An 18,408-nucleotide genomic window follows, 5' to 3' on the forward strand; every position below is an offset into this window, starting at 1 on the left:
TAAGGCTAAGGAGGGAGACTTCCATGCGCAAATGGATAGCGGCAGCGGGGCTTGCCTATGTGCTGTACGGCCTTTTTTTCTATTGGTATTTCTTTATGACAGGAGACTCCGCCGTCCCGGAGGCCGTAAAGGGAACGAAAGCCGATCCGTCCTCGTTTATGGACCCGGGCCGCCTGGCAGCCGCTGAAAACTTTTCAAATGTAAAGGATTTTTTATTTTTCATCGGAGCGCCGTTAGATTGGTTTTTATTTTTTCTGCTGCTCATTACGGGGCTTGCAAAAAAAATAAAGCACTGGCTCGAAGCCGCGGTGCGCTTTCGGGTGCTGCAAATCGTAAGCTTCGTATTTGTGATTTCACTCATCGTTACGGCGGCTTCGCTTCCGCTTGAGTGGATCGGATATCGGGTTTCGCTTGCGTATCATATTTCGACGCAGGCAGCAGCAAGCTGGATAAGAGACCATGTCATTGATTTCTGGATCAGTTTTCCGCTGTTTGCCGTGTGTGTGCTTGTGTTTTACTGGCTGATCACAAAGCATACAAAAAAATGGTGGTTTTACGCTTGGTGTCTTACTGTGCCGTTTACCCTGTTTTTGTTTTTCCTGCAGCCGGTCGTGATTGATCCTTTATACAATGATTTCTATCCGCTGAAAGACAAGGAGCTGGAAAGCAAAATTTTGTCGCTTGCCGACAAGGCCGACATTCCGGCCAGCCATGTTTATGAAGTAAATATGTCGGAGAAAACGAATGCGCTGAATGCGTATGTGACGGGAATCGGTTCGAATAAGCGAATCGTTTTGTGGGATACGACGCTTAACAAACTGAAGGATCGGGAAATTTTGTTCATTATGGGGCATGAGATGGGGCACTATGTGATGAAGCACGTGTACATCGGACTGGCCGGGTATCTGCTGCTGTCATTAGCCGGGTTCTATATCATTGACAAGCTTTATAAGCGGCTGTCCAAATTCTTCGGCCGAATGCTTCATATAAAGGGGCCTGAAGATCTGGCCGCCCTCCCGCTGTTATTGCTGCTCATATCCGTTCTCAGTTTTGCTTCTGATCCGATTACGAATGCCGTCTCCCGGTATCAGGAAAACGCCGCCGACCGCTACGGCATCGAGCTGACCGGAAACCGGGAAGCGGCGATTGAGACGTTTCAGGACTTGGCCGATACGGGACTGAGCCGGGTCAACCCGCCGTTTCTCGTCAAAATTTTTAGAGGGAGCCACCCGTCGATCATGGAGCGGATTGAACATGCGGAGGAAGAAAAATAATAAAAAACCGGCGGGGCCATGGCCGACGCCGGTTTTTTTATGTTTTACTGAGCTGCCGCCTGTACGTTGATCAGCCCTTTTCCGTAGTAGAAAGCATCACCAAGTTTTGTAGTGGTGTTTTCTAAACTGCTGCGGACTTGAGTGTTTGTCCAGTTCGGGTGCTTAGAAAGAATCAAAGCAGCCGCTCCGGCAACGTGCGGAGATGCCATTGACGTACCATTGTACGCGCCGTATTTGTTTCCAGGAAGCGTGCTTTGGATAGAGACGCCTGGTGCCATGACATCAAGCTCAGAACCTACGCTTGAGAAAGAAGCTCGTTGGTTGCTGCTGTTAACAGCGCCTACCGCGATGACAGAAGGGTATTTACCAGGGTAGCCCACTGTGCTTGAGCCGCCGGAAGTGCCTTCGTTACCGGCTGCCGCAACCACTACGACGCCGGAAGCAACGGCTTTGTCAACTGCCGCTTTTAACGCTGCAGAACCAGAAGGTCCGCCTAGGCTCATGTTAATAACGTCCATATTGTTTGCGATCGCCCACTCAATTCCGTTAATGATCCAGCTGTACTGGCCGGAACCGTCAGCGCCGAGAACTTTTACAGCGTAAAGAGATGCGCTTGGCGCAACGCCTAATACACCGACTGAGTTATTAAGAGCCGCAACTGTACCGGCAACGTGAGTTCCGTGAGAGTTGTTGTCTTGGAAAGGATTTGTTTCAGAAGGAACCATGCTGGCTCCGCCTGCTACCTTTAAATCAGGATGAGAAGAATCGATGCCGCTGTCGATAACCGCTACTTTAACATTTGATCCGGTGAAGCCTTGGGAGTGCAGAGCAGGGGCTTTAATCTGTGATACGCCGTAAGGCACGGACTGCGCGTACGCTTTTGCAACGTGATCTTCTTCAACATAAGCGACGCTAGGGTCTTTTTTCAGCTCTTTTACAGCTTTTTCATTTAATGTAGCTGAAGCTGCGTCTACATATTTGAATTGCTTTTGAACTTTCCCGCCTTTTTCAGAAATGACATCTTTTTTCTTAGCGGCGCTCATCGTGCCCATTGTCTGTTTAAATCCGACAATGTATTTCTTTTCCCCGTTTGATTTCCCTGCCGCCTGGGCAGGAGACGTGCTGCCGAACGCCATCGTAAAGATTAACGCTAAAGCAAACAGCAAACTGATCCATACCTTTTTGCCTCTCACTCTTTATCCACTCCTTTTTTCTTTTGCAGAACAACCAATAGACAGATTATTCTGTGGATTAATTGTATAGCATGGAATAATATTTTAGTAGACCCAATTTTTTTCAGTTTGTTTTATTTCTATTTAGGTATATCATCTCTCTTTCGTTTAATAGGAACCCGAAATATTTAAATTTTAATGGAAAAAACCGATGGAAGGACATGAGTATTTGTACACAGCCGCAATCGCTCTCTTGTTTGCTGGGTCGAACGGTTTGATTCCATTTTTGGAAGCTGAGGCAAAAACAGGATAAATGTCACCTTTTGTTGAATGCAGAAGTCTGATGGAAACGAAAGCGGAATGAAATAAAGCGGCCGGCATGAATCAGTCTTCGGCTTTCTTGACGGAGAAAAGCTGTGAAACCATTTTATAAAAATAATGATAATGAATATCATTGATACTTATATTGTCAATGATATAATTGCGGAAAAACGAAAGAGGGGGAACAGATGAAACCAATTTTCAGTATGCTGATGATCTTATCCGTTCTCTTCATAACGGCATGCTCAGAACAGGAACATGAAACCGCCGTCAGGCACGATCTGGGGACCGCGCATGTGACTGCGCACCCGCAGCGCATCGCCGTATTGAATGAGGGCTTTATTGACACCCTCCATGATCTCGGCATAAAGCCGGCGGCCGCGGCGGATAACCGGACGGAGCGAAACGACGGCAGTCCGTCCGTCGGGCCCCCGTCACATCCCGATTTGAAAAAGATCACTTCGTTAAAACCCGATCTCATCATTGCAGACTCAAGCCTTCACAGGGGGATATACCAAAAACTGACAAAGATCGCTCCGACAATCGCTTTAAAAAATGAAGCTGCGGATTATCAGGATGCGGTTGACGCTGCCCTTACTATTGAAAAGGCGGTCGGTAAAGAGGGCATCATAGAGAAACAATTGTCGGCTCAGGAAGAAAAGCTGAATGACATCAAAAGAAAGCTGGATGCAGAAGGCGGCACGATTTTATTAATTGACGCTGCAAATGGCAGCATTTCCGTAAAGGATGACCGGTTTTTCACATCCCGGCTTTTGACGCTCGCAGGGTTTACATATGCGGTCCAGACGGATTCCGGCGGGAAATCAGACTCTATCAAAATGACGCCCGGGCAGCTTTTGCATATCGATCCTGATTACATCGTGCTGCTGGACGGTGAGAAAGAACCCGAAAAAAATCACCTCTGGAAACAGCTGACAGCTGTAAAAAACGGACACGTTTACCGCGCGGACAGGGCGGTATGGACGGAGCGCCGGAGCATTGACGGTGCGGACGCCATATTACATGATCTGCAGAAAAAAATGCTCGCCAAAAAGGCCCAAAACTGAATTTGGGCCTTTTTGTTATGATTCTGACAGGTGGCTGCTTACATTGTAATCTTTGACGCGCCACTTATTTTCAATTCGTTCGATATTGCTCAGGCACGCATTGACAAGCTTAGCGTTTTGTATGTCGGTATCACCGTCTGAAATGGCGGACAAGAGGGCGTGAATGGCTGCGCCGTGAGCGACGATCAGTACTTTTTGCTCAGGAAACCGCTCCTGAACTTTCACTAAACCGGCAAGCATTCTGTCTGTCAGCTCTTCTGCGGTCTCCATGTTCGGGTAGTTTTTATCCGGGTAGCGCTTCGACCGTTCCGGTAAAGACATTCCTTCCGCATCACCGTAGCTCCGTTCTCTGAAATCTTCCATGACGACAATGGGAAGATTCAAAAACCCGTTAATAATGTCAGCTGTTTTTCTGGCCCGTTTCATCGGGCTTGAGACGATGACATCCCATTCGGACCCCTTTAAGTACTCTCCTGTTTCTTTCGCCTGACGCTCTCCCGTCGCATTTAACGGAATATCCGATTTGCCTTGAAGTTTCTTTTGGGCGTTCCAATCAGTCTCTCCATGTCTTACTAAACAAACGGCAGTCATAAAGTCTCCACTCCGATCAATTTTTTATCGATATCATCTATTATACTGCCGTTACGTTAACACTTCAAAGAGAAGCGCCAGTCCGACTCCCCCTCCGCTGCCGATTGCTGCTGCTGCGTAGCGGGCATCCGGGTGTCTTTTTGCTTCATAAAAAAGCCGGGTGACAAGCGCCGCCCCGGAAGCCCCGTACGGATGCCCGACCGCCAGAGCGCCGCCCCGGACATTTATTTTAGAATACGGCACTCGAAGCTGCTGTGAAAAAACGCATATTTTGACGGCAAACGCCTCGTTGATTTCGTATATATCAATATCATCCGGTGACAGGTCCCGTTCCTTCAAAAGCTTTTTGACGGCATACACCGGAGCTGATGACGGATAATGCGGATGGACGCCGCTTACCGCGCTTCCGATAAAACGCAATCCCGGCTTTAAACCGAGAGACCGCGCTTTTTGTTCTTCCATCACACAAACTGCCGCCGCCCCGTCAGAAATTCCGCAGCTGTTGGCGGCGGTGACAGAGCCTCCGGACTGAAAGACGGGTTTGGCACGGGAGATGAGAGGCTCCATGTTCCGCTTTTTCAGCATGTTTTCGTCAGCGGCGAATCCGTGACAGGGAAGAATTTCCCGGCGGTACAAGCCGTCTTCGTGCGCTTTGACGCTCCGTTCATAGCTGAGAAGGGCATATTCGTCCTGCATCTTTCTCGTTACGCCGTAAGCCTGTGCCGTATATTCGGCCGCTATGCCCATATCAGGATCGCCGATGTGTTCAGGAGAAAAGCGCGCCCGGGATGAGAAAGGGGAACGGCTGCTGCTCTCCGCTCCTCCCGCGATGTACGTGCTTCCCGCGCCGGCTTTGACAAAGTGGCACGCGACCCTCACGGCGTCCAGTCCGGAGCCGCACTGCCTGTCGATGGTCGTACCGGACACGCTCAAAGGAAGTCCGGCGGCCAAGGCTGACAGCCGGGCGAGATTCCCGCCGCGGCCCGTCGCGTTTCCGATCAGGACTTCATCAATGTCTTCGGGCGTGTTCCGGCTCAAATGGCGAATCAGCGGAGCTGCCAAATCTTCTGGGAGACAGTCTTTTAACAGGCCGTTTTCCCGGGCGAAAATCGTCCGTTTCGCATCCGTAATTACAGCTTCCATTCCATCATGTCCTTTGCCAGCTTTTGTACGGCGGCACGGGCGATCTTTCCGCCGGCTGTTTCCGGTATTTCTGAAAACAGCCATTTTTTCGGGATTTTATATGCCGCCAGATGCTCGCGGCACTGTTTCTTCAGTTCCTTTACATTTGCATGTCCGTCGATCACCGCAACGGCGATACTGCCCCAATAATCATCAGGAATGCCGATGACGGCCGCTTTTCTGACGCCCGGACAGCGGTTGAGCACACGTTCTATCTCTTCGGGGAATACATTCAGGCCGCCTGATACGATCATCCCGTTTTCACGTCCTTCGATATAAAGATAGCCTTCACGATCGATATATCCCATGTCATCAACCGTCATCCAGCCGGAATCATCAGGTTTTGCGCCGTTGATGTATCCGGAAAATTTCATCGGGCTGTTCACAAAAATCTTCCCCGTTTCGCCCGGTATGCAGCGCTCTCCTCCGGGGCGGCGGATTTCGATTGTAACATTTTCAAACGGACGGCCCGCGGCGTCAGGCTTTCGGGCGCTGTCTTCAGGCGATAAGAACGCCACGAAACTCAGCTCAGACGTTCCGTAAAAATCGTACAACCGCAAATGGGGATAGCGCTCTGACAGCGCTTGTTTTGACGAAGCGGGCCAGTCTGCACCGGAAGAAATCACTTTGAGCGGTGTATCCGGAAACGCCTCTAGTGAGAGCAGGGCGTCCGTCATTGTCGGAACGGTATATAGAACGTCAGCTTGTCTGAGCCGGTCTTTCATTCCGGCCGGATTGAATTTTCTTTGAAGGATGACGGTTCCGCCGATAAACAAAGTGCTGACGGCGCCGTATAAAAAGTGTGACGAGCGAAGCGTGCCCGGTACCAGCACTTTGTCATCAGGGGAAATGCCGAATTCACGTTTCGTACAAGAAAAGCTCTCCAGCCACGAACGGTGAGAGCGGGTGAAGGCTTTCGGCTTACCGGTCGATCCCGAGGTGAATCCGATATAAAAGGGCAGGCCGGCGTTTTTGATCAAAGCGCCTTCCGTTTTTTCCGCCTCGATCAAAGGCCTGCATTCATCCCACAGGATGACAGGCGTTTTGACGCCGTCCAGTCTGCCGCTCAGCCGGCGGTCACAGATGACGAGGTCGGTTTTGCTGATGTTCAGCTGATCCGCGAGTTCCGCCGCTGCCGAGCGGGGATCTAACGGAACCGCCGTGCAGCCGGCATGCGCCGCGCCTGCGAAAAGTTGTAAAAATGGGATGCCGTTCGGCAGTAATATTGCAATGTTTTCCGGCTTTCCTGAAAGGCTGCCAAGCCAGTTTGCGGTTTGGTTGACTAGCCTGTTCCAAGTTTGATAGGTGATCTGTTCTGTTTCTGTCTGAATTGCGATCTGTTCCGGCGCTTGTCCGGCTGTATCTGAATATGATGATGTAATCATGATGACTAAAATCAGCTTCCTTTCGTCGGCAAAAGCCGGCTTGCTTGAAGAGTTTTTCTGATTCTTACGGCTGCGAATGAGGCTGCGGCCGCTTTAAGCAGATCTCCGGGCACATAGATGAGGCTGAGCTTTACGGCAGTCAAGATATCAATGTGCATTATAAAAGCCTGAACGGGAATGCCGATGACATACAAAAACAGCACGCCGAACAAGAACTGTCTGATAAACAAATGGGGGACAGCAGCTGAGCGAAGGCCTTGGATGCTGAGGCTCAGCAGTAATGCCGCCAGCGGATATGCGATGAGATATCCGGCGCTCGGCCCGAAAAAAACCCCGAACCCGCCTCTGCCGCCTGAAAGGAGAGGCGCTCCGCATGCCACAATCAGCAAAAACAGCAATTGGCTTAAAAACGCCGCTTTCGGTTTTAGGATGCTTCCCGATAAGAGCACACCGATCGTCTGAAGTGTAATCGGAACCGGCGTAAAGGATAAGAAAAGCGGCGGGAGCATCCCCAAAAGTCCCATAATGGCGGTAAACACGGCAATATGCATCATTTCTGTCAATTTCATTATGTATTCCTCCAGCTTATCAAAATATGTTTATACAATAAAGCGAGTCTTTATATATGTCAACTCTATTATATTTTAAGTTAACATTAAAAAGACCGGCCCTTTTTGAAAAAGGCCGGTCGGTTTATCTTTATTCTTCTGTAAGGATAACAAGTGAATCAACGGATGATGCAACGTGGGATACGGCGCGGCTGACTTCTTGAAGACCGCCGAGAAAGGCCTGCAAATCAACGTCGATTTTGCCTGTCTGGTCTTTGCTCGTTTTCATGCTTTGGACGATGTCATCAAACAAACGGTTGATCTGCGCCATTTTTTCTTTCGTTTCACTTACAAGTCCGTTTACATCTTTAATATGTTTGGACACGATGTCGATTTGTGTATTGGTATTGTTCACGAGCTCTGATACGGTGGAAACGGTTTTTTTCGTATCCTCTGAAAGCTTTCTTACCTCCGTCGCGACAACGGCGAACCCTTTGCCGTGCTCACCGGCTCTCGCAGATTCTATTGAAGCGTTGAGTGACAGGAGATTCGTTTGCTCGGCGATCCCCGTCACGATGCCGAAGATTTTTTCGATCTGCTGGGCGATGTCATTCAGCTTGTCCATTTCTTCTTCAATCTGCAGAAGGCTGGCGTCGATTTTATTCATCTGCTTCTGCTGGCTTTCAAGCTCTTTTTTTCCGCCGATTGATTTTTCTTCGACATGTACGGAAGTGACGGTTCCGGCTTTTGACGCCTCGGAAATGCCCTCGGATTTATCGACCAGCTCCTGCACGGCTCTGCTCGTTTCTGAAAACAAATCAGCGAGTGATCCGGATGTTTCCTGGATTTTTTGATGAAGACGGGCTTTCTTTTCCTCTTGTTCGTCACGCTGGCAGTTATATTCAGTCTGGAATGCTTCAAGAACGAGCTGTTGTTCAAGATTCAATATTTTCGTCGTCGCTTTGATCGCTTTTAAAAGCTCGTGCAAATCCGGGATTGCTGCCTCATATATGTTCATCATCGACAGAAGCAGATCCTGAAACGCTCCCATATACCATTTCGGTTCAAGGCCGATCCGCAAGTGGATGGAAGCGATGCGCTGTCTTTTTTCAATGAATTCATCATCAATCGTGCCGGCAAACATCTCATGGATATGACGCCGTAATGTTTTTTTCAGGCGCTCGACCGTGCTGTGGTCATTAATGATCGTCATTAATGATTTTTCGTGATCTAGATTTCGGTAAAAGGAATCGACGATTGTTGAGATATGTTCTTTAATTAACGGCTGCAGCTCTTCAAGCACATGAAGTTCTTCGTTTCCAAGCCTGACCATTTTCAGCTGTTTTTGGACATCTGCATATTGATTTGAAAGCGCGATGCGTTTTTTTCCATCGGCTTCTGAAAAATAAGCTGTTTCTTTTTTGCGGTCTTTTTTAAATAACAATATAAGTTCCCCCAGATATTCTCTTTTTCTTTTTATCGGTATGGAAGGAACTTGAATGAAGGAATCTGATAAAAATATTTTAATGCAGAAAAAAATAAAACCATTCGTACAGAATGGTTTAGTCAATCTTGGCTGAGGCGTTTCAGCGGCTTGATGGCGGGACCTTCGGCAACCGCGCCGTCGGGTGTGAACCGGGACCCGTGACAAGGACAGTCCCACGTCCGTTCGCCGTCATTCCATTCAACCTCACAGCCTAAATGGGTGCATGTCGTATCGACAAGATGCAGACAGCCTTTTTCATCTTTATAGGCGCCGGCCCGTTTGCCGTTTACCGTAACGATTTTTCCCTCCCCGGGCCGAAGAGTCTCAGGTGAAGCGTCCGGCCTCTCAAGTTTGCCTGAGATAAGGTGTTTGGCCACGTCGGCATTATAAGAAATCAGTTTTTTCAGTCCCGGATCTGCGTGGAAGCGTGACGGAATAAACAGGCCGGAAAACGGGTTCTTTTTGTTTTGAATATGATCAGCCAAAAGCTTCGCGGCGAGCGCTGAGCTTGTCATGCCCCATTTTTTAAAACCGGTCGCCGCCAAAATATGTTCTTCATCGCCTGAGATGGGACCGATGAACGGAATTTTGTCAATGGTGACAAGGTCTTGTGCAGACCAATGATATGGGATGCTTTCAACCCCGATTGTGTCTTCCGCAAATTGTTTCAGCGCTTCGTAATGCTCGGACATTTCTTTTCCTTGGCCTGTTTTGTGGCTTTCGCCGCCGACAAGAACCAGTTTTTCACCGTTCAAATCGGTGTATCGCAGTGATCTGGACGGCTTGTCTATGCTGAGATACATCCCGTCCGGATACGCTTGTTTCGGTTTTACCGCGAGTACGTAGGATCTGCTGGCATACATTCTGGCGGCATAAAGCCCGCCTCCGTCATAAAAAGGAAAGTGGGAAGAGCAGACAATGTAGCTGCACTTGATGCCGTGTCTGTTTTTCGTGACCACTTCCGGCTGCGGTTCTTTTTTTATGTCGATCGCAGCCGTCTGTTCAAAAATCCGCGCCCCGTTTTTAACGATCTCTTTGACGAGCGCCGCACCATATAAAAGCGGATGGAATTGCGCCTGATTCTTCATGGCGAGACCGAGCCTGCAATCAACGGGGACGGGAAGTTCTTTCACAAGCTCGTGTTCAATGCCGAGCTTGGTATAAGCTTCCTGCTCGCTGCGGATTTTTTTGGCGCCTGATTCTGTATTGGTGTAAAGATATGCGTCTTGTTCAGCCAGTCTGCATTCAATCGAAAGGTCCTGCATAATCTGCTTCATGTCTTCCATGGCGCGGAGATGGGCTTCGAAATACAGCCTTGCGCTGGTCAGGCCGATCTGCTGAATAAGATCGGCATAGATGAAATCATGCTGGGCGGTGATTTTTGCGGTCGTTCCCGCGGTCGTCCCGTTTAAAATCCGGTCTGCTTCAATGACAGCGACACGGAAACCTCTTTTCGTCAGTTCGTATGCCGTTGTCAGGCCCGTAATTCCTCCGCCGATAACCGCAACGTCACATTCCGTATCTTCAGTGAGAGCGGGAAAGGAAGGAATGTCAGCTGTTGCTTTCCAATAGGAAGCCGGTTCCTCGTTTGAAAAAGTAGTCAATTCAGATTTACCTCCTCTGTTGTATATTCTTAATTTTTCCAATAAGACTCTGTTCATACATGAAATTCGTATAAGTTGCTCAAATTACTCATAATATAGTAATTAATGTAAAGGAGTGATCAAAATGGCTAATCAGAAGAAGAAAACCTTGCCGCCGCAGCATCAAAACCGGCAGCCGGGCTTTGAATATGTAATGGACCCGCGCCCCGTTTTTGACAAACCGAAAGCGGTGAAAAAACTTGAAGGGAAAACGGCGATCATCACGGGCGGAGACAGCGGGATCGGCCGCGCCGTATCCGTTTTATTCGCGAAGGAAGGCGCTAATGTGGTCATCGTTTACTTTGATGAGCATCAGGATGCCGAAGAGACGAAGCAATATGTAGAAAAAGAGGGGGCGAAGTGTCTGCTGATCGCAGGGGATGTCGGCGACGAAGCCTTTTGCAACGATGTCATCCGCCAGGCGGGCCAAGCCTTTCCTTCCATTGACATCCTGGTCAACAACGCGGGTGAGCAGCACGTGCAGCCGGGGATTGAGAAAATCACGAGCCACCAGCTCATCAGAACGTTTCAGACGAATATTTTTTCAATGTTTTACTTAACGAAAGCCGCGCTCCCTCACCTGAAAAAAGGAAGTTCAATCATTAATACGGCTTCCATTACCGCCTATAAAGGCCACAAAACATTGATTGACTATTCAGCGACAAAAGGGGCGATCGTCACGTTTACAAGATCTCTTTCCCAATCTCTTGTCACTCAGGGCATCAGGGTAAACGCAGTGGCGCCGGGGCCGATCTGGACGCCGCTGATCCCGGCGAGCTTCTCGGCGAAGGAAGTGGAAGTCTTCGGCTCAGACGTGCCGATGCAGCGCCCGGGAGAGCCTGTTGAAGTGGCGCCGAGCTATTTGTACTTAGCAAGCGATGATTCTTCCTATGTCACGGGACAGACGATTCATGTGAACGGCGGCACCATCGTAAACGGATAATGTAAAAAAAGCCAATCCATATGGATTGGCTTATTCACTCTGTTTGAGTGCTGCATATTCTTTTGAAAGCGTGAGGAACGCTTCTTTATTTTTATCATCAAGCGCCTTATTAATCTGCATTGTCAGTATGGCGATCCGGCGTTTATACAAGGATTCATCAAGCACCATTTGAATGTAAATATCGGCCATTGTCACATCGAATTCGTTTGCTTTTTGCGTGTTGCGGGACTTCATGAGCTCAGTGTACGACTTTTTCTCTTTCATAAAGAATCCCCCCAATGCCTTTTTTATAGTATATGGATAACGGCCGGAAAAATCAATTAATTTTTATAATCTTTAGACAACTAATACTTGGAAATATATCGACATATCCTGCAAATTGACGAAAAAACGAAAATGATCGTTGTATAAATGAGGTGAAATGAAAAAGAAAAATAATATTTAAATAGTAATTTAAGACTAAATTACATCTTTAAAAGGTGATTTTTAGCTATATTCAAAAAAAACCTGTCGTTTTTCAATGACAGATGATAGATTATTAGTATAAATTTTCAAGAAAAGGATTGGAGGCTGCACATCATGTGCCAGAAAACACACGCACCCTTAGAAAGCTATGAAGTAAATCGTTCAACCATCGCTGTTTTGCCTGAGGAAATAGACGGTAAAATGGGGTCGAAGGTCATTGAAAAAGACTGCATTCTGTATGTCAGCATGAAGCCGATTCACATCATCGACAGAAGCTGCCGCTACTTTGGCTCCAGCTATGCCGGGAGAAAAGCGGGAACATATGAAGCGATTAAAATTTCTCACAAGCCGCCGATTATGGTGGACCCTTCAAATCACATCTTTTTATTCCCTACACTTTCTTCTGCAAGGCCTCAATGCGGCTGGATATCGCATGTGCACGTTAAAGATTTTCAACCGACGGCATTTGATGACACAGCGGTCACGTTCTCAAACGGCAAAACGATGGAACTGGAAGTATCCTATCATTCTTTTGAAAATCAGGTTTACAGAACCGCCTATCTCAGAACCACTTTTCAGGACAGGATGGGCAGTCATATCCCGAAGCGGCAGGAATTCATGCTGTATCCGAAAGAAGAGCGGACAAGAATGATCTACGACTTTATTTTGCGGGAGCTGGGGGAGAGATATTAGAGAAAGCTGTGATGTGAAGGGACGGGTCCTCTCCTTTTGGGGAGGGCTTTTTTCGATTTACATGCCCGGGCAGAGTTGTATCGTGTCCGTCTGTTGGCTATGATGATGTAAAGAGTAATGATATTTCATTTTAGGAGAGATGGGCATGGATGTGTTTGCAAAATATGTATCAGGAATCGATAACCCGGATCACCGTCTCAAAGCAGAGGAAATTTTGTCGTGGACGGCTGGCCAATTTCCGAACTTAGAAGCGCAGATCAAGTGGAACAAACCGACATTTACCGATCACGGCACCTATATCATTATGTTTGCTGCGGCAAAAAATCATTTGAGCATTTTGCCTGAAAAAGAGACGATGGAGCATTTTGCCGATGACATCGCCCAGGCCGGGTACAGCGCTTCTTCGCGCCTGTTCAGAATTCGATGGACTGATCCGGTGCACTATGATCTGCTAAAGAAGATCATCGAATTTAACATCAAAGAAAAAGCTGAAAATCCGGGGTTTTGGCGCTAGCGGACGTGATGTTGAAGGAGGAAGACATGGACGTTTTCAAAGACTATTTATCAAGTATCGACAGCCCTGATCATCGTCTGCGAATGGAGGAAATCCTGTCGTGGACGGCTGACCAATTTCCGAACTTAGAAGCGCAGATCAAGTGGAACACGCCGATGTTTACCGATCACGGCACCTTTATTATCGGCTTTGCGGCAGCAAAGCATCATGTAAGTGTTTCCCCCGAAGAAGCGGGAATTGCGCATTTTGCCGACGAGATTGCCCGTGCCAGCTACAGCGCCACTTCCCGTTTGTTCAGAATTCAATGGAGTGAACCGGTGCATTATGAGCTGCTTGAACGCATGATTCAATTCAATATTCAGGATAAGGCGGACTGCTCAGTATTTTGGCGGAAATAATGAAAGAAATGTTAAAAAAACAACCCTGAGGAGGGCTGTTTTTTTATTGGAAACACATGATCAGCCCATTTTAATCAAGAAGCAATGGATGACGTACTATAAAAAATAAGGAGTACGAAGCAGTGAATGGATTTTATAAGGCGTTAACATATGTAAATAAAATTTTTTATGAACCAAATCACTTAACGATACATGATATTCAAGAAGAAGCTCAAAACTCAGAGTATGGGGCCGGTATGTTTCAACTGAATTCAACATCAGTTCGATTCAGAGTCGCAAAAATAACGCCAAACAAGATAGGACAGTTTGTTGCTTTTTGGGAAAAAGACGGAGATGGTAAAAACCAAGCCTTTTCATATGAAAAAGCTGCTGATTTATTGGTTATCAATACTTTTGCCAGTAATCATCATTTTGGACAATTTGTTTTTCCAAAAGAAGTTCTTGTAAAGCAAAATATCCTTAAAACAGCCGCTGCAAAAGGAAAAATGGCAATTAGAGTTTACCCTGAATGGGAAAATCCCACTAGCAAACAAGCTATCGAAACACAAAAATGGCAGTTGGCATATTTTGTTGAAGCGAACGATGCAGATCGTTTTCCGGCACAAGACCTGTTAAAGCTATATTCTAACTAAAATTGGACAGCCCTGAGCCGGCTGACAGTATGTGAAGTTAACCGGTGCGTGAGTTGGAGAATAACGGGGAACCTCAGCAAATGAGGTTCCTCTAATTGTTATATAGAAATCGACATTTTGAATGTAACAGAGTTTGTTTATTAAACGTCATCCGAAAAATAAGGGATTTGCGTATCCGGCAGACCCTCACGAAACGCACGATGTCAGAAATCGTGCGTTCAACATTCTTTATTTGACGACAGACATGCTGACGCTGCTGCCTGACACTGTCAATTTGGCAAAATCCTGTGTATCAATCACAGGTGTGACTGCTTTATTGTCGATCGTGATGTTCGTAAAGGCTGTTGAGAAGTTTGATTTGATGTAAGGGCGCTGATCCTCTGATGTGACCGCGACGGTGGCGAGCGCTTTCCATTTTGAAACAGAGCCTACATTTGTTTGGGCGAGTTCTGAGATGATGCGGCCGGTGTATCCGTCATTATTCGTGCCCCAATATGTGGCGCGGGTATTGCCGTTCAGATTTTTGTAAATGGTCAGCTGTACGGTGCTGCCGGGCCGGAAGCCTTTCGTATAGGTGAATTGGCTTTCTCCTTCCAGATACCGGACCTGGCCTTGTCCCTTTGAACCGACTTTCATGATCGGTTTCCATACATGATAGGTGTCACTGTACTGAAGTCCGATATCAGCCTCTGTGCCTCCGGTAAATCCTGAGTAAATATAGGCTGTCCCATTTGACACCTGAATCGAGCTTGGAAGCTGAATTTTCGTGACGAGAACTGAGCCCGTGCTGTTCAGGTAGGCCCTTCCGCCGATTCCTTTGCTGAGCTGGGACGCCGCTTCCGCCGTATTGGGACTGATCAACCCCGGAATATCCGCCGTACATGCGCCGAATAGAACGGCTGAAGTGAGAACACCCGCAAGAAGCCCTTTTTTCATCATCATTTCTCCTCCTATCATCATAGTCAGATAGCGCTATCAATTCATATTATAAAAGGTTTTGGGAAAAATTCCATAAAAGATATACGGGCGGACGTAAATTAAAACTATTTTCCTATTTATCTTGTAAATGGAGATTATTTGAACTATGATATGTTCAGCAATACAGCATGATTCAGGAAAGGGGATAGGATAGAAATGAAAAAGACGGCAGCTGTTCTTTTGTCTTTCGGTCTGGTGTTCGGTTGTTCATACGGAGCGGGGCAGACGGCAGAAGCGAAAACAAAGGTAAAAACGTATCAAAACTGCAAGGCGCTGAATAAGGTGTATAAGGGCGGCGTGGCCAAATCGTCGAAAGTGAAAAACAAGGGCGGCAGAACAAAGTACAAGCCGTATGTATCAAAAGCGCTTTACAATGCAAATAAAAAACTTGACCGAGATAAAGACTATATCGCATGTGAGAAATAAAAAAACAAGCCTCTTTAAAGAGGCTTGTTTTTTTAAATGGATTCGGCGGTGACGGCGGTTCCGTATCCGATTAATTCGGATGTGTTCTGTCCTGCGGTCAGTTCGAACCGCAGGCCGACGATGGCGTTCGCTCCGAGCTGCTCCGCCTCTCTGATCAGCCGCTCTTTCACCGCTTTTTTGGAGTCTTCCAGCATTTCAGTATAGCTTTTCAATTCGCCGCCGACGACAGATTTTAAGCCTGCAAGCAAGTCTTTGCCGATGTGTCTGGACTGGACGATACTGCTTGTCACCAAGCCTTTCACTTCTGTAATCTGTTTTCCGGCGACGGTTTCGGTCGTTGTCATGATCATGCGTTTTTCCCCTTTCGTGTATCTTACCGCTATCTTACCATTTAAGCCGCCTTTTCGGCTGCGCCGATTTGTTTTTTTCTGACTGCGGCGCTGACTGCAAACATGACGGCAATGTTCAGAACCAGTGCGATGATGCCTGTATTCATATCCTTAACGATCTGCGGGAGAAACGGAAAGAGGGTTCCGATGGTTGATTCGGTCAGCGTAATGAAGGCCACCGTTCCGACCCCGGCCGTTATGCCGGCAAAAGCGCCGTGGCTTGTGATGAAACGCCGCTTCGGCAGGCTGAATAAGAGGGCGGGGAAAAGCTGGGTGACAAGGCTGTAGCCCATTAAAAGCAAGGTGACGATGGTATTTCCGCCTTTCAGCGTAAAATATACGGATATCAGCGCGATGACGGGTACGGCGTATTTTGCGAGCCGTGAGACTTTTTTGTCAGTCGTGCCGGGCAGAATGGCTTTGTACACATTTTTGGCGAACAGCGTGCTTGAGGCCATTAATATCATTGAACCGGGTACAAGCGCCGTCAGAATGCCCGCCGATCCGATCAGTCCGACAAACCAGGGATCAAAGGTTTTCACAGACAGCTTTAATAAGGCGAGATCCGTGTCCGCCCCTTTTAAACCGGGCACCTGCAGAATCGCCGCAAATCCGGTAAAGATGACAAACAGCAGGACGAGCTGATAAAGAGGCATGATGATTGCGTTTTTCCGAAACACCCGCGGATGCTCCGCCGAATAGGAAGCGGCAAATGTATGGGGCCACATATAAAAGCCGAGGGCGGTCAGCAAAACCGTTGAGCTGAACCAGGAAACGCTCTGTCCGGTTTCCGGCAGCGTGAGAAAACCGGGTTTTGCGGCGTCAATTTGTTTGAACATCTCCGTAAACCCGCCATAGTAATGAATGGGCAAGTAAATGCCTAAATACAGGACGATGCCTAAAATCATGATATCTTTAACGACTGATATCCACGCCGAACCGTGGATTCCTGATATCATCACATAAATCGTGATGGAGACAGCGCCGATCCAGACAGCGGCTGAGGGCGGAATCTGTCCGTATGACGTTGCTGAAACAATTAATCCGAGCCCTTTCAGCTGCAGGACGAGATAGGGGATGAGGGATGCGATGCCGACGAGCGATACGAGAATGCCGAGGAGCGGGCTGTTGTATTTTGAAATGAAAAAATCTGATTGCGACATCAGTTTGTGTTGTTTGGCGTAAGTCCACACCGCTGGCAGAAGCCAATATGACAAAATGTAGGCAAGGCAGCCGTACGCGATAATATAAAAGGCGGGGCCTCCTTTTCCGTAAGCCCATCCGCTTCCGCCGAGGAATGTAAAGGTCGTGTATATTTCTCCCGCCATTAATAAAAAGACAAACATCGTGCCGAAGCCGCGTCCGCCCACCGTCCATTGTTCAAGGTCCATATTTTTTCCTTTTCGGGCCCGGATTCCGAGATATACACAAAACAGGAGCACGGCGGCCATTACGGGAAATGCTGCGTTCATTCCGCCTCACCCGCCTTGTTTTCTTTGTCCAATTTGTAAACGGCGGCCATCAGAACGGAAGTCAGCACCGCCCAGATGACGACATACGCGAGAATGAAAGGCATTCCGAAAACATAAGGCGTCACCCGGTTGGCAAATGGAATGCCGGCGAGAATTCCGAAAAAGGGCAGGGCGGCGAGAACATGAATCAGTTTCATAACATTCCTCCTTTTCATTGAAAACAGCGTGTCCCGATTATAAAGAAAATCATGTCGAATGTATAGTGTGAATAGTCTGAAATTTATCAACTGAAAAGGAAAAGCAGTCCCGGCTGCTTTTTAAATGGTCGCAAGAGACAGGTAATATTCTAATAAGGCGGTTACCTGTTCCCGTATTCTCGGGTTGAAATAACGGTGTTTTTCTTCATAGCCGTTAATGGTGCATATATAAAGCGTAAATGCTTCGTCTCTTTCCGCTTCGTATATTTTAATTTTACGCTTTCTTAACTCTTTTCGAACATCACTCAAATCCTTTTGTGCTAATTTTAAAGAGCAGCCGATAAGCTGTTTATAGGGTTGTTTTAATTTGAACGGGCACGAATCAAGCGCTTCGAGGTCCCGGTTCAGGATGGCAGCCGCCATGGGCAGAAACAGCCCTTTTTCGATGAGATCGCGGGTGCCGCTCCGGATGTCAGGCATAAATACTCCTTCTTTCTTAAAAAAGAGAACGTTTGTTCTTATTTTATACTCGCTTACACGATATTTCAAGGCGGAAAATCTCGTAAACATTTTCGTTTTTTGGAGATAATGTGTAGAATAAGGATAGACAAACTCGTTAAGGAGTATAAACG

Annotated in this window: 21 protein-coding genes and 1 pseudogene; 8 read left to right on the forward strand and 14 right to left on the reverse strand. The window is 47.5% G+C overall.

Annotated elements, in window-relative coordinates; all coding sequences use genetic code 11:
• Positions 1-23: 23 nt before the first annotated feature.
• Complete coding sequence (locus BXO87_RS00980) at positions 24-1,274, forward strand: M48 family metallopeptidase (protein WP_038457515.1); 1,251 nt, start codon at positions 24-26, stop codon at positions 1,272-1,274.
• A 44-nt stretch (positions 1,275-1,318) separates the two neighbouring features.
• Here the strand turns inward: BXO87_RS00980 and BXO87_RS00985 are convergent, their stop codons facing one another.
• On the reverse strand, positions 1,319-2,467 hold the full coding sequence (locus BXO87_RS00985; RefSeq protein ID WP_038457516.1) for a S8 family peptidase: 1,149 nt from the start codon (positions 2,465-2,467) through the stop codon (positions 1,319-1,321).
• A 488-nt stretch (positions 2,468-2,955) separates the two neighbouring features.
• Between BXO87_RS00985 and BXO87_RS00995 the strand changes: the two genes are divergently transcribed.
• Complete coding sequence (locus BXO87_RS00995) at positions 2,956-3,834, forward strand: ABC transporter substrate-binding protein (RefSeq protein ID WP_038457518.1); 879 nt, start codon at positions 2,956-2,958, stop codon at positions 3,832-3,834.
• Positions 3,835-3,849: 15 nt separating this feature from the next.
• Here BXO87_RS00995 and BXO87_RS01000 read toward each other — a convergent pair whose 3' ends face one another.
• The 7 genes and pseudogenes from BXO87_RS01000 to BXO87_RS01025 form a co-directional block, all read right to left on the reverse strand.
• The gene (locus tag BXO87_RS01000; protein ID WP_007610462.1) at positions 3,850-4,425 is read right to left on the reverse strand and encodes a histidine phosphatase family protein; all 576 of its coding nucleotides are present in this window, start codon (positions 4,423-4,425) and stop codon (positions 3,850-3,852) included.
• 51 nt (positions 4,426-4,476) lie between these two features.
• Positions 4,477-5,568: an acetyl-CoA C-acyltransferase gene (locus tag BXO87_RS01005; RefSeq protein ID WP_038457519.1), complete on the reverse strand. Its 1,092-nt coding sequence runs from the start codon at positions 5,566-5,568 to the stop codon at positions 4,477-4,479.
• Positions 5,556-6,992 (reverse strand): acyl-CoA synthetase, encoded by a 1,437-nt coding sequence (locus BXO87_RS01010; protein WP_038457522.1) that lies wholly within the window; start codon positions 6,990-6,992, stop codon positions 5,556-5,558. The genes BXO87_RS01005 and BXO87_RS01010 overlap by 13 nt, the downstream gene beginning before the upstream one ends.
• Positions 6,993-7,003: 11 nt before the next feature.
• Entirely contained in the window at positions 7,004-7,561 is a 558-nt protein-coding gene (locus BXO87_RS01015; RefSeq protein WP_038457524.1) for a biotin transporter BioY, read from the reverse strand.
• Positions 7,562-7,691: 130 nt separating this feature from the next.
• A complete protein-coding gene (locus BXO87_RS21225; RefSeq protein WP_369878811.1) occupies positions 7,692-8,207 on the reverse strand; it encodes a methyl-accepting chemotaxis protein in 516 nt (171 codons plus the stop codon).
• Between the two features lie 243 nt (positions 8,208-8,450).
• A pseudogene (locus BXO87_RS21230) lies at positions 8,451-9,203 on the reverse strand (protoglobin domain-containing protein); the annotation flags it as partial.
• The gene (locus BXO87_RS01025; RefSeq protein WP_038457530.1) at positions 9,107-10,630 is read right to left on the reverse strand and encodes an FAD-dependent oxidoreductase; all 1,524 of its coding nucleotides are present in this window, start codon (positions 10,628-10,630) and stop codon (positions 9,107-9,109) included. The gene BXO87_RS01025 and the pseudogene BXO87_RS21230, both read right to left, overlap by 97 nt.
• Before the next feature lie 124 nt (positions 10,631-10,754).
• Here BXO87_RS01025 and BXO87_RS01030 point away from each other — a divergent pair, with 124 nt between their 5' ends.
• Complete coding sequence (locus BXO87_RS01030) at positions 10,755-11,612, forward strand: SDR family oxidoreductase (RefSeq protein ID WP_038457531.1); 858 nt, start codon at positions 10,755-10,757, stop codon at positions 11,610-11,612.
• A gap of 30 nt (positions 11,613-11,642) precedes the next feature.
• On the opposite strand, the gene BXO87_RS01035 is transcribed toward BXO87_RS01030, so the two are convergent.
• Entirely contained in the window at positions 11,643-11,876 is a 234-nt protein-coding gene (locus BXO87_RS01035; RefSeq protein WP_032874382.1) for an IDEAL domain-containing protein, read from the reverse strand.
• A gap of 315 nt (positions 11,877-12,191) precedes the next feature.
• Here BXO87_RS01035 and BXO87_RS01040 point away from each other — a divergent pair, with 315 nt between their 5' ends.
• The 4 genes from BXO87_RS01040 (at position 12,192) to BXO87_RS01055 (ending at position 14,314) form a co-directional block, all read left to right on the forward strand.
• Positions 12,192-12,770, forward strand: coding sequence for a competence protein ComK (locus tag BXO87_RS01040; RefSeq protein WP_003155179.1), 579 nt, complete (start codon positions 12,192-12,194; stop codon positions 12,768-12,770).
• 145 nt (positions 12,771-12,915) lie between these two features.
• Entirely contained in the window at positions 12,916-13,284 is a 369-nt protein-coding gene (locus BXO87_RS01045; RefSeq protein WP_012117235.1) for an iron chaperone, read from the forward strand.
• Between the two features lie 26 nt (positions 13,285-13,310).
• Complete coding sequence (locus BXO87_RS01050) at positions 13,311-13,682, forward strand: iron chaperone (protein WP_038457532.1); 372 nt, start codon at positions 13,311-13,313, stop codon at positions 13,680-13,682.
• Between the two features lie 122 nt (positions 13,683-13,804).
• Positions 13,805-14,314 (forward strand): MepB family protein, encoded by a 510-nt coding sequence (locus BXO87_RS01055; protein WP_038457534.1) that lies wholly within the window; start codon positions 13,805-13,807, stop codon positions 14,312-14,314.
• 228 nt (positions 14,315-14,542) lie between these two features.
• Here BXO87_RS01055 and BXO87_RS01060 read toward each other — a convergent pair whose 3' ends face one another.
• Complete coding sequence (locus tag BXO87_RS01060) at positions 14,543-15,253, reverse strand: YrpD family protein (RefSeq protein ID WP_029325960.1); 711 nt, start codon at positions 15,251-15,253, stop codon at positions 14,543-14,545.
• Between the two features lie 195 nt (positions 15,254-15,448).
• Here BXO87_RS01060 and BXO87_RS01065 point away from each other — a divergent pair, with 195 nt between their 5' ends.
• Entirely contained in the window at positions 15,449-15,718 is a 270-nt protein-coding gene (locus BXO87_RS01065; RefSeq protein ID WP_038457536.1) for an excalibur calcium-binding domain-containing protein, read from the forward strand.
• A gap of 32 nt (positions 15,719-15,750) precedes the next feature.
• On the opposite strand, the gene BXO87_RS01070 is transcribed toward BXO87_RS01065, so the two are convergent.
• The 4 genes from BXO87_RS01070 to BXO87_RS01085 all read right to left on the reverse strand — a co-directional run bounded on the left by BXO87_RS01070 (position 15,751) and on the right by BXO87_RS01085 (position 18,256).
• A complete protein-coding gene (locus BXO87_RS01070) occupies positions 15,751-16,068 on the reverse strand; it encodes a YbjQ family protein (protein ID WP_003155166.1) in 318 nt (105 codons plus the stop codon).
• 41 nt (positions 16,069-16,109) lie between these two features.
• Positions 16,110-17,579 carry a sodium:solute symporter family protein gene (locus BXO87_RS01075; protein WP_038457538.1) on the reverse strand — a complete coding sequence of 490 codons (1,470 nt, stop codon included), beginning with the start codon at positions 17,577-17,579 and terminating at the stop codon, positions 16,110-16,112.
• Positions 17,576-17,776, reverse strand: a complete 201-nt coding sequence (locus BXO87_RS01080; protein WP_007409181.1) for a DUF3311 domain-containing protein — start codon at positions 17,774-17,776, stop codon at positions 17,576-17,578. The genes BXO87_RS01075 and BXO87_RS01080 overlap by 4 nt, the downstream gene beginning before the upstream one ends.
• Positions 17,777-17,896: 120 nt before the next feature.
• Positions 17,897-18,256: a YhjD family protein gene (locus BXO87_RS01085; protein WP_029325958.1), complete on the reverse strand. Its 360-nt coding sequence runs from the start codon at positions 18,254-18,256 to the stop codon at positions 17,897-17,899.
• Positions 18,257-18,408 lie beyond the last annotated feature (152 nt).

The organism is Bacillus sp. GZB (assembly GCF_001975995.1).
Classification (GTDB): Bacteria; Bacillota; Bacilli; order Bacillales; family Bacillaceae; genus Bacillus; species Bacillus velezensis.

What these genes read in the sequence shown, in the direction of transcription:
- BXO87_RS00980 (WP_038457515.1), top strand. Translation starts at nt 24, where the DNA reads ATGCGCAAATGGATAGCGGCAGCGGGGCTTGCCTATGTGCTGTACGGC.
- BXO87_RS00995 (WP_038457518.1), top strand. Translation starts at nt 2,956, where the DNA reads ATGAAACCAATTTTCAGTATGCTGATGATCTTATCCGTTCTCTTCATA.
- BXO87_RS01000 (WP_007610462.1), bottom strand. Translation starts at nt 4,425, where the DNA reads ATGACTGCCGTTTGTTTAGTAAGACATGGAGAGACTGATTGGAACGCC.
- BXO87_RS01005 (WP_038457519.1), bottom strand. Translation starts at nt 5,568, where the DNA reads ATGGAAGCTGTAATTACGGATGCGAAACGGACGATTTTCGCCCGGGAA.
- BXO87_RS01010 (WP_038457522.1), bottom strand. Translation starts at nt 6,992, where the DNA reads ATGATTACATCATCATATTCAGATACAGCCGGACAAGCGCCGGAACAG.
- BXO87_RS01015 (WP_038457524.1), bottom strand. Translation starts at nt 7,561, where the DNA reads ATGAAATTGACAGAAATGATGCATATTGCCGTGTTTACCGCCATTATG.
- BXO87_RS21225 (WP_369878811.1), bottom strand. Translation starts at nt 8,207, where the DNA reads ATGAATAAAATCGACGCCAGCCTTCTGCAGATTGAAGAAGAAATGGAC.
- BXO87_RS01030 (WP_038457531.1), top strand. Translation starts at nt 10,755, where the DNA reads ATGGCTAATCAGAAGAAGAAAACCTTGCCGCCGCAGCATCAAAACCGG.
- BXO87_RS01035 (WP_032874382.1), bottom strand. Translation starts at nt 11,876, where the DNA reads ATGAAAGAGAAAAAGTCGTACACTGAGCTCATGAAGTCCCGCAACACG.
- BXO87_RS01040 (WP_003155179.1), top strand. Translation starts at nt 12,192, where the DNA reads ATGTGCCAGAAAACACACGCACCCTTAGAAAGCTATGAAGTAAATCGT.
- BXO87_RS01045 (WP_012117235.1), top strand. Translation starts at nt 12,916, where the DNA reads ATGGATGTGTTTGCAAAATATGTATCAGGAATCGATAACCCGGATCAC.
- BXO87_RS01050 (WP_038457532.1), top strand. Translation starts at nt 13,311, where the DNA reads ATGGACGTTTTCAAAGACTATTTATCAAGTATCGACAGCCCTGATCAT.
- BXO87_RS01060 (WP_029325960.1), bottom strand. Translation starts at nt 15,253, where the DNA reads ATGATGAAAAAAGGGCTTCTTGCGGGTGTTCTCACTTCAGCCGTTCTA.
- BXO87_RS01065 (WP_038457536.1), top strand. Translation starts at nt 15,449, where the DNA reads ATGAAAAAGACGGCAGCTGTTCTTTTGTCTTTCGGTCTGGTGTTCGGT.
- BXO87_RS01070 (WP_003155166.1), bottom strand. Translation starts at nt 16,068, where the DNA reads ATGATCATGACAACGACCGAAACCGTCGCCGGAAAACAGATTACAGAA.
- BXO87_RS01075 (WP_038457538.1), bottom strand. Translation starts at nt 17,579, where the DNA reads ATGAACGCAGCATTTCCCGTAATGGCCGCCGTGCTCCTGTTTTGTGTA.
- BXO87_RS01080 (WP_007409181.1), bottom strand. Translation starts at nt 17,776, where the DNA reads ATGAAACTGATTCATGTTCTCGCCGCCCTGCCCTTTTTCGGAATTCTC.
- BXO87_RS01085 (WP_029325958.1), bottom strand. Translation starts at nt 18,256, where the DNA reads ATGCCTGACATCCGGAGCGGCACCCGCGATCTCATCGAAAAAGGGCTG.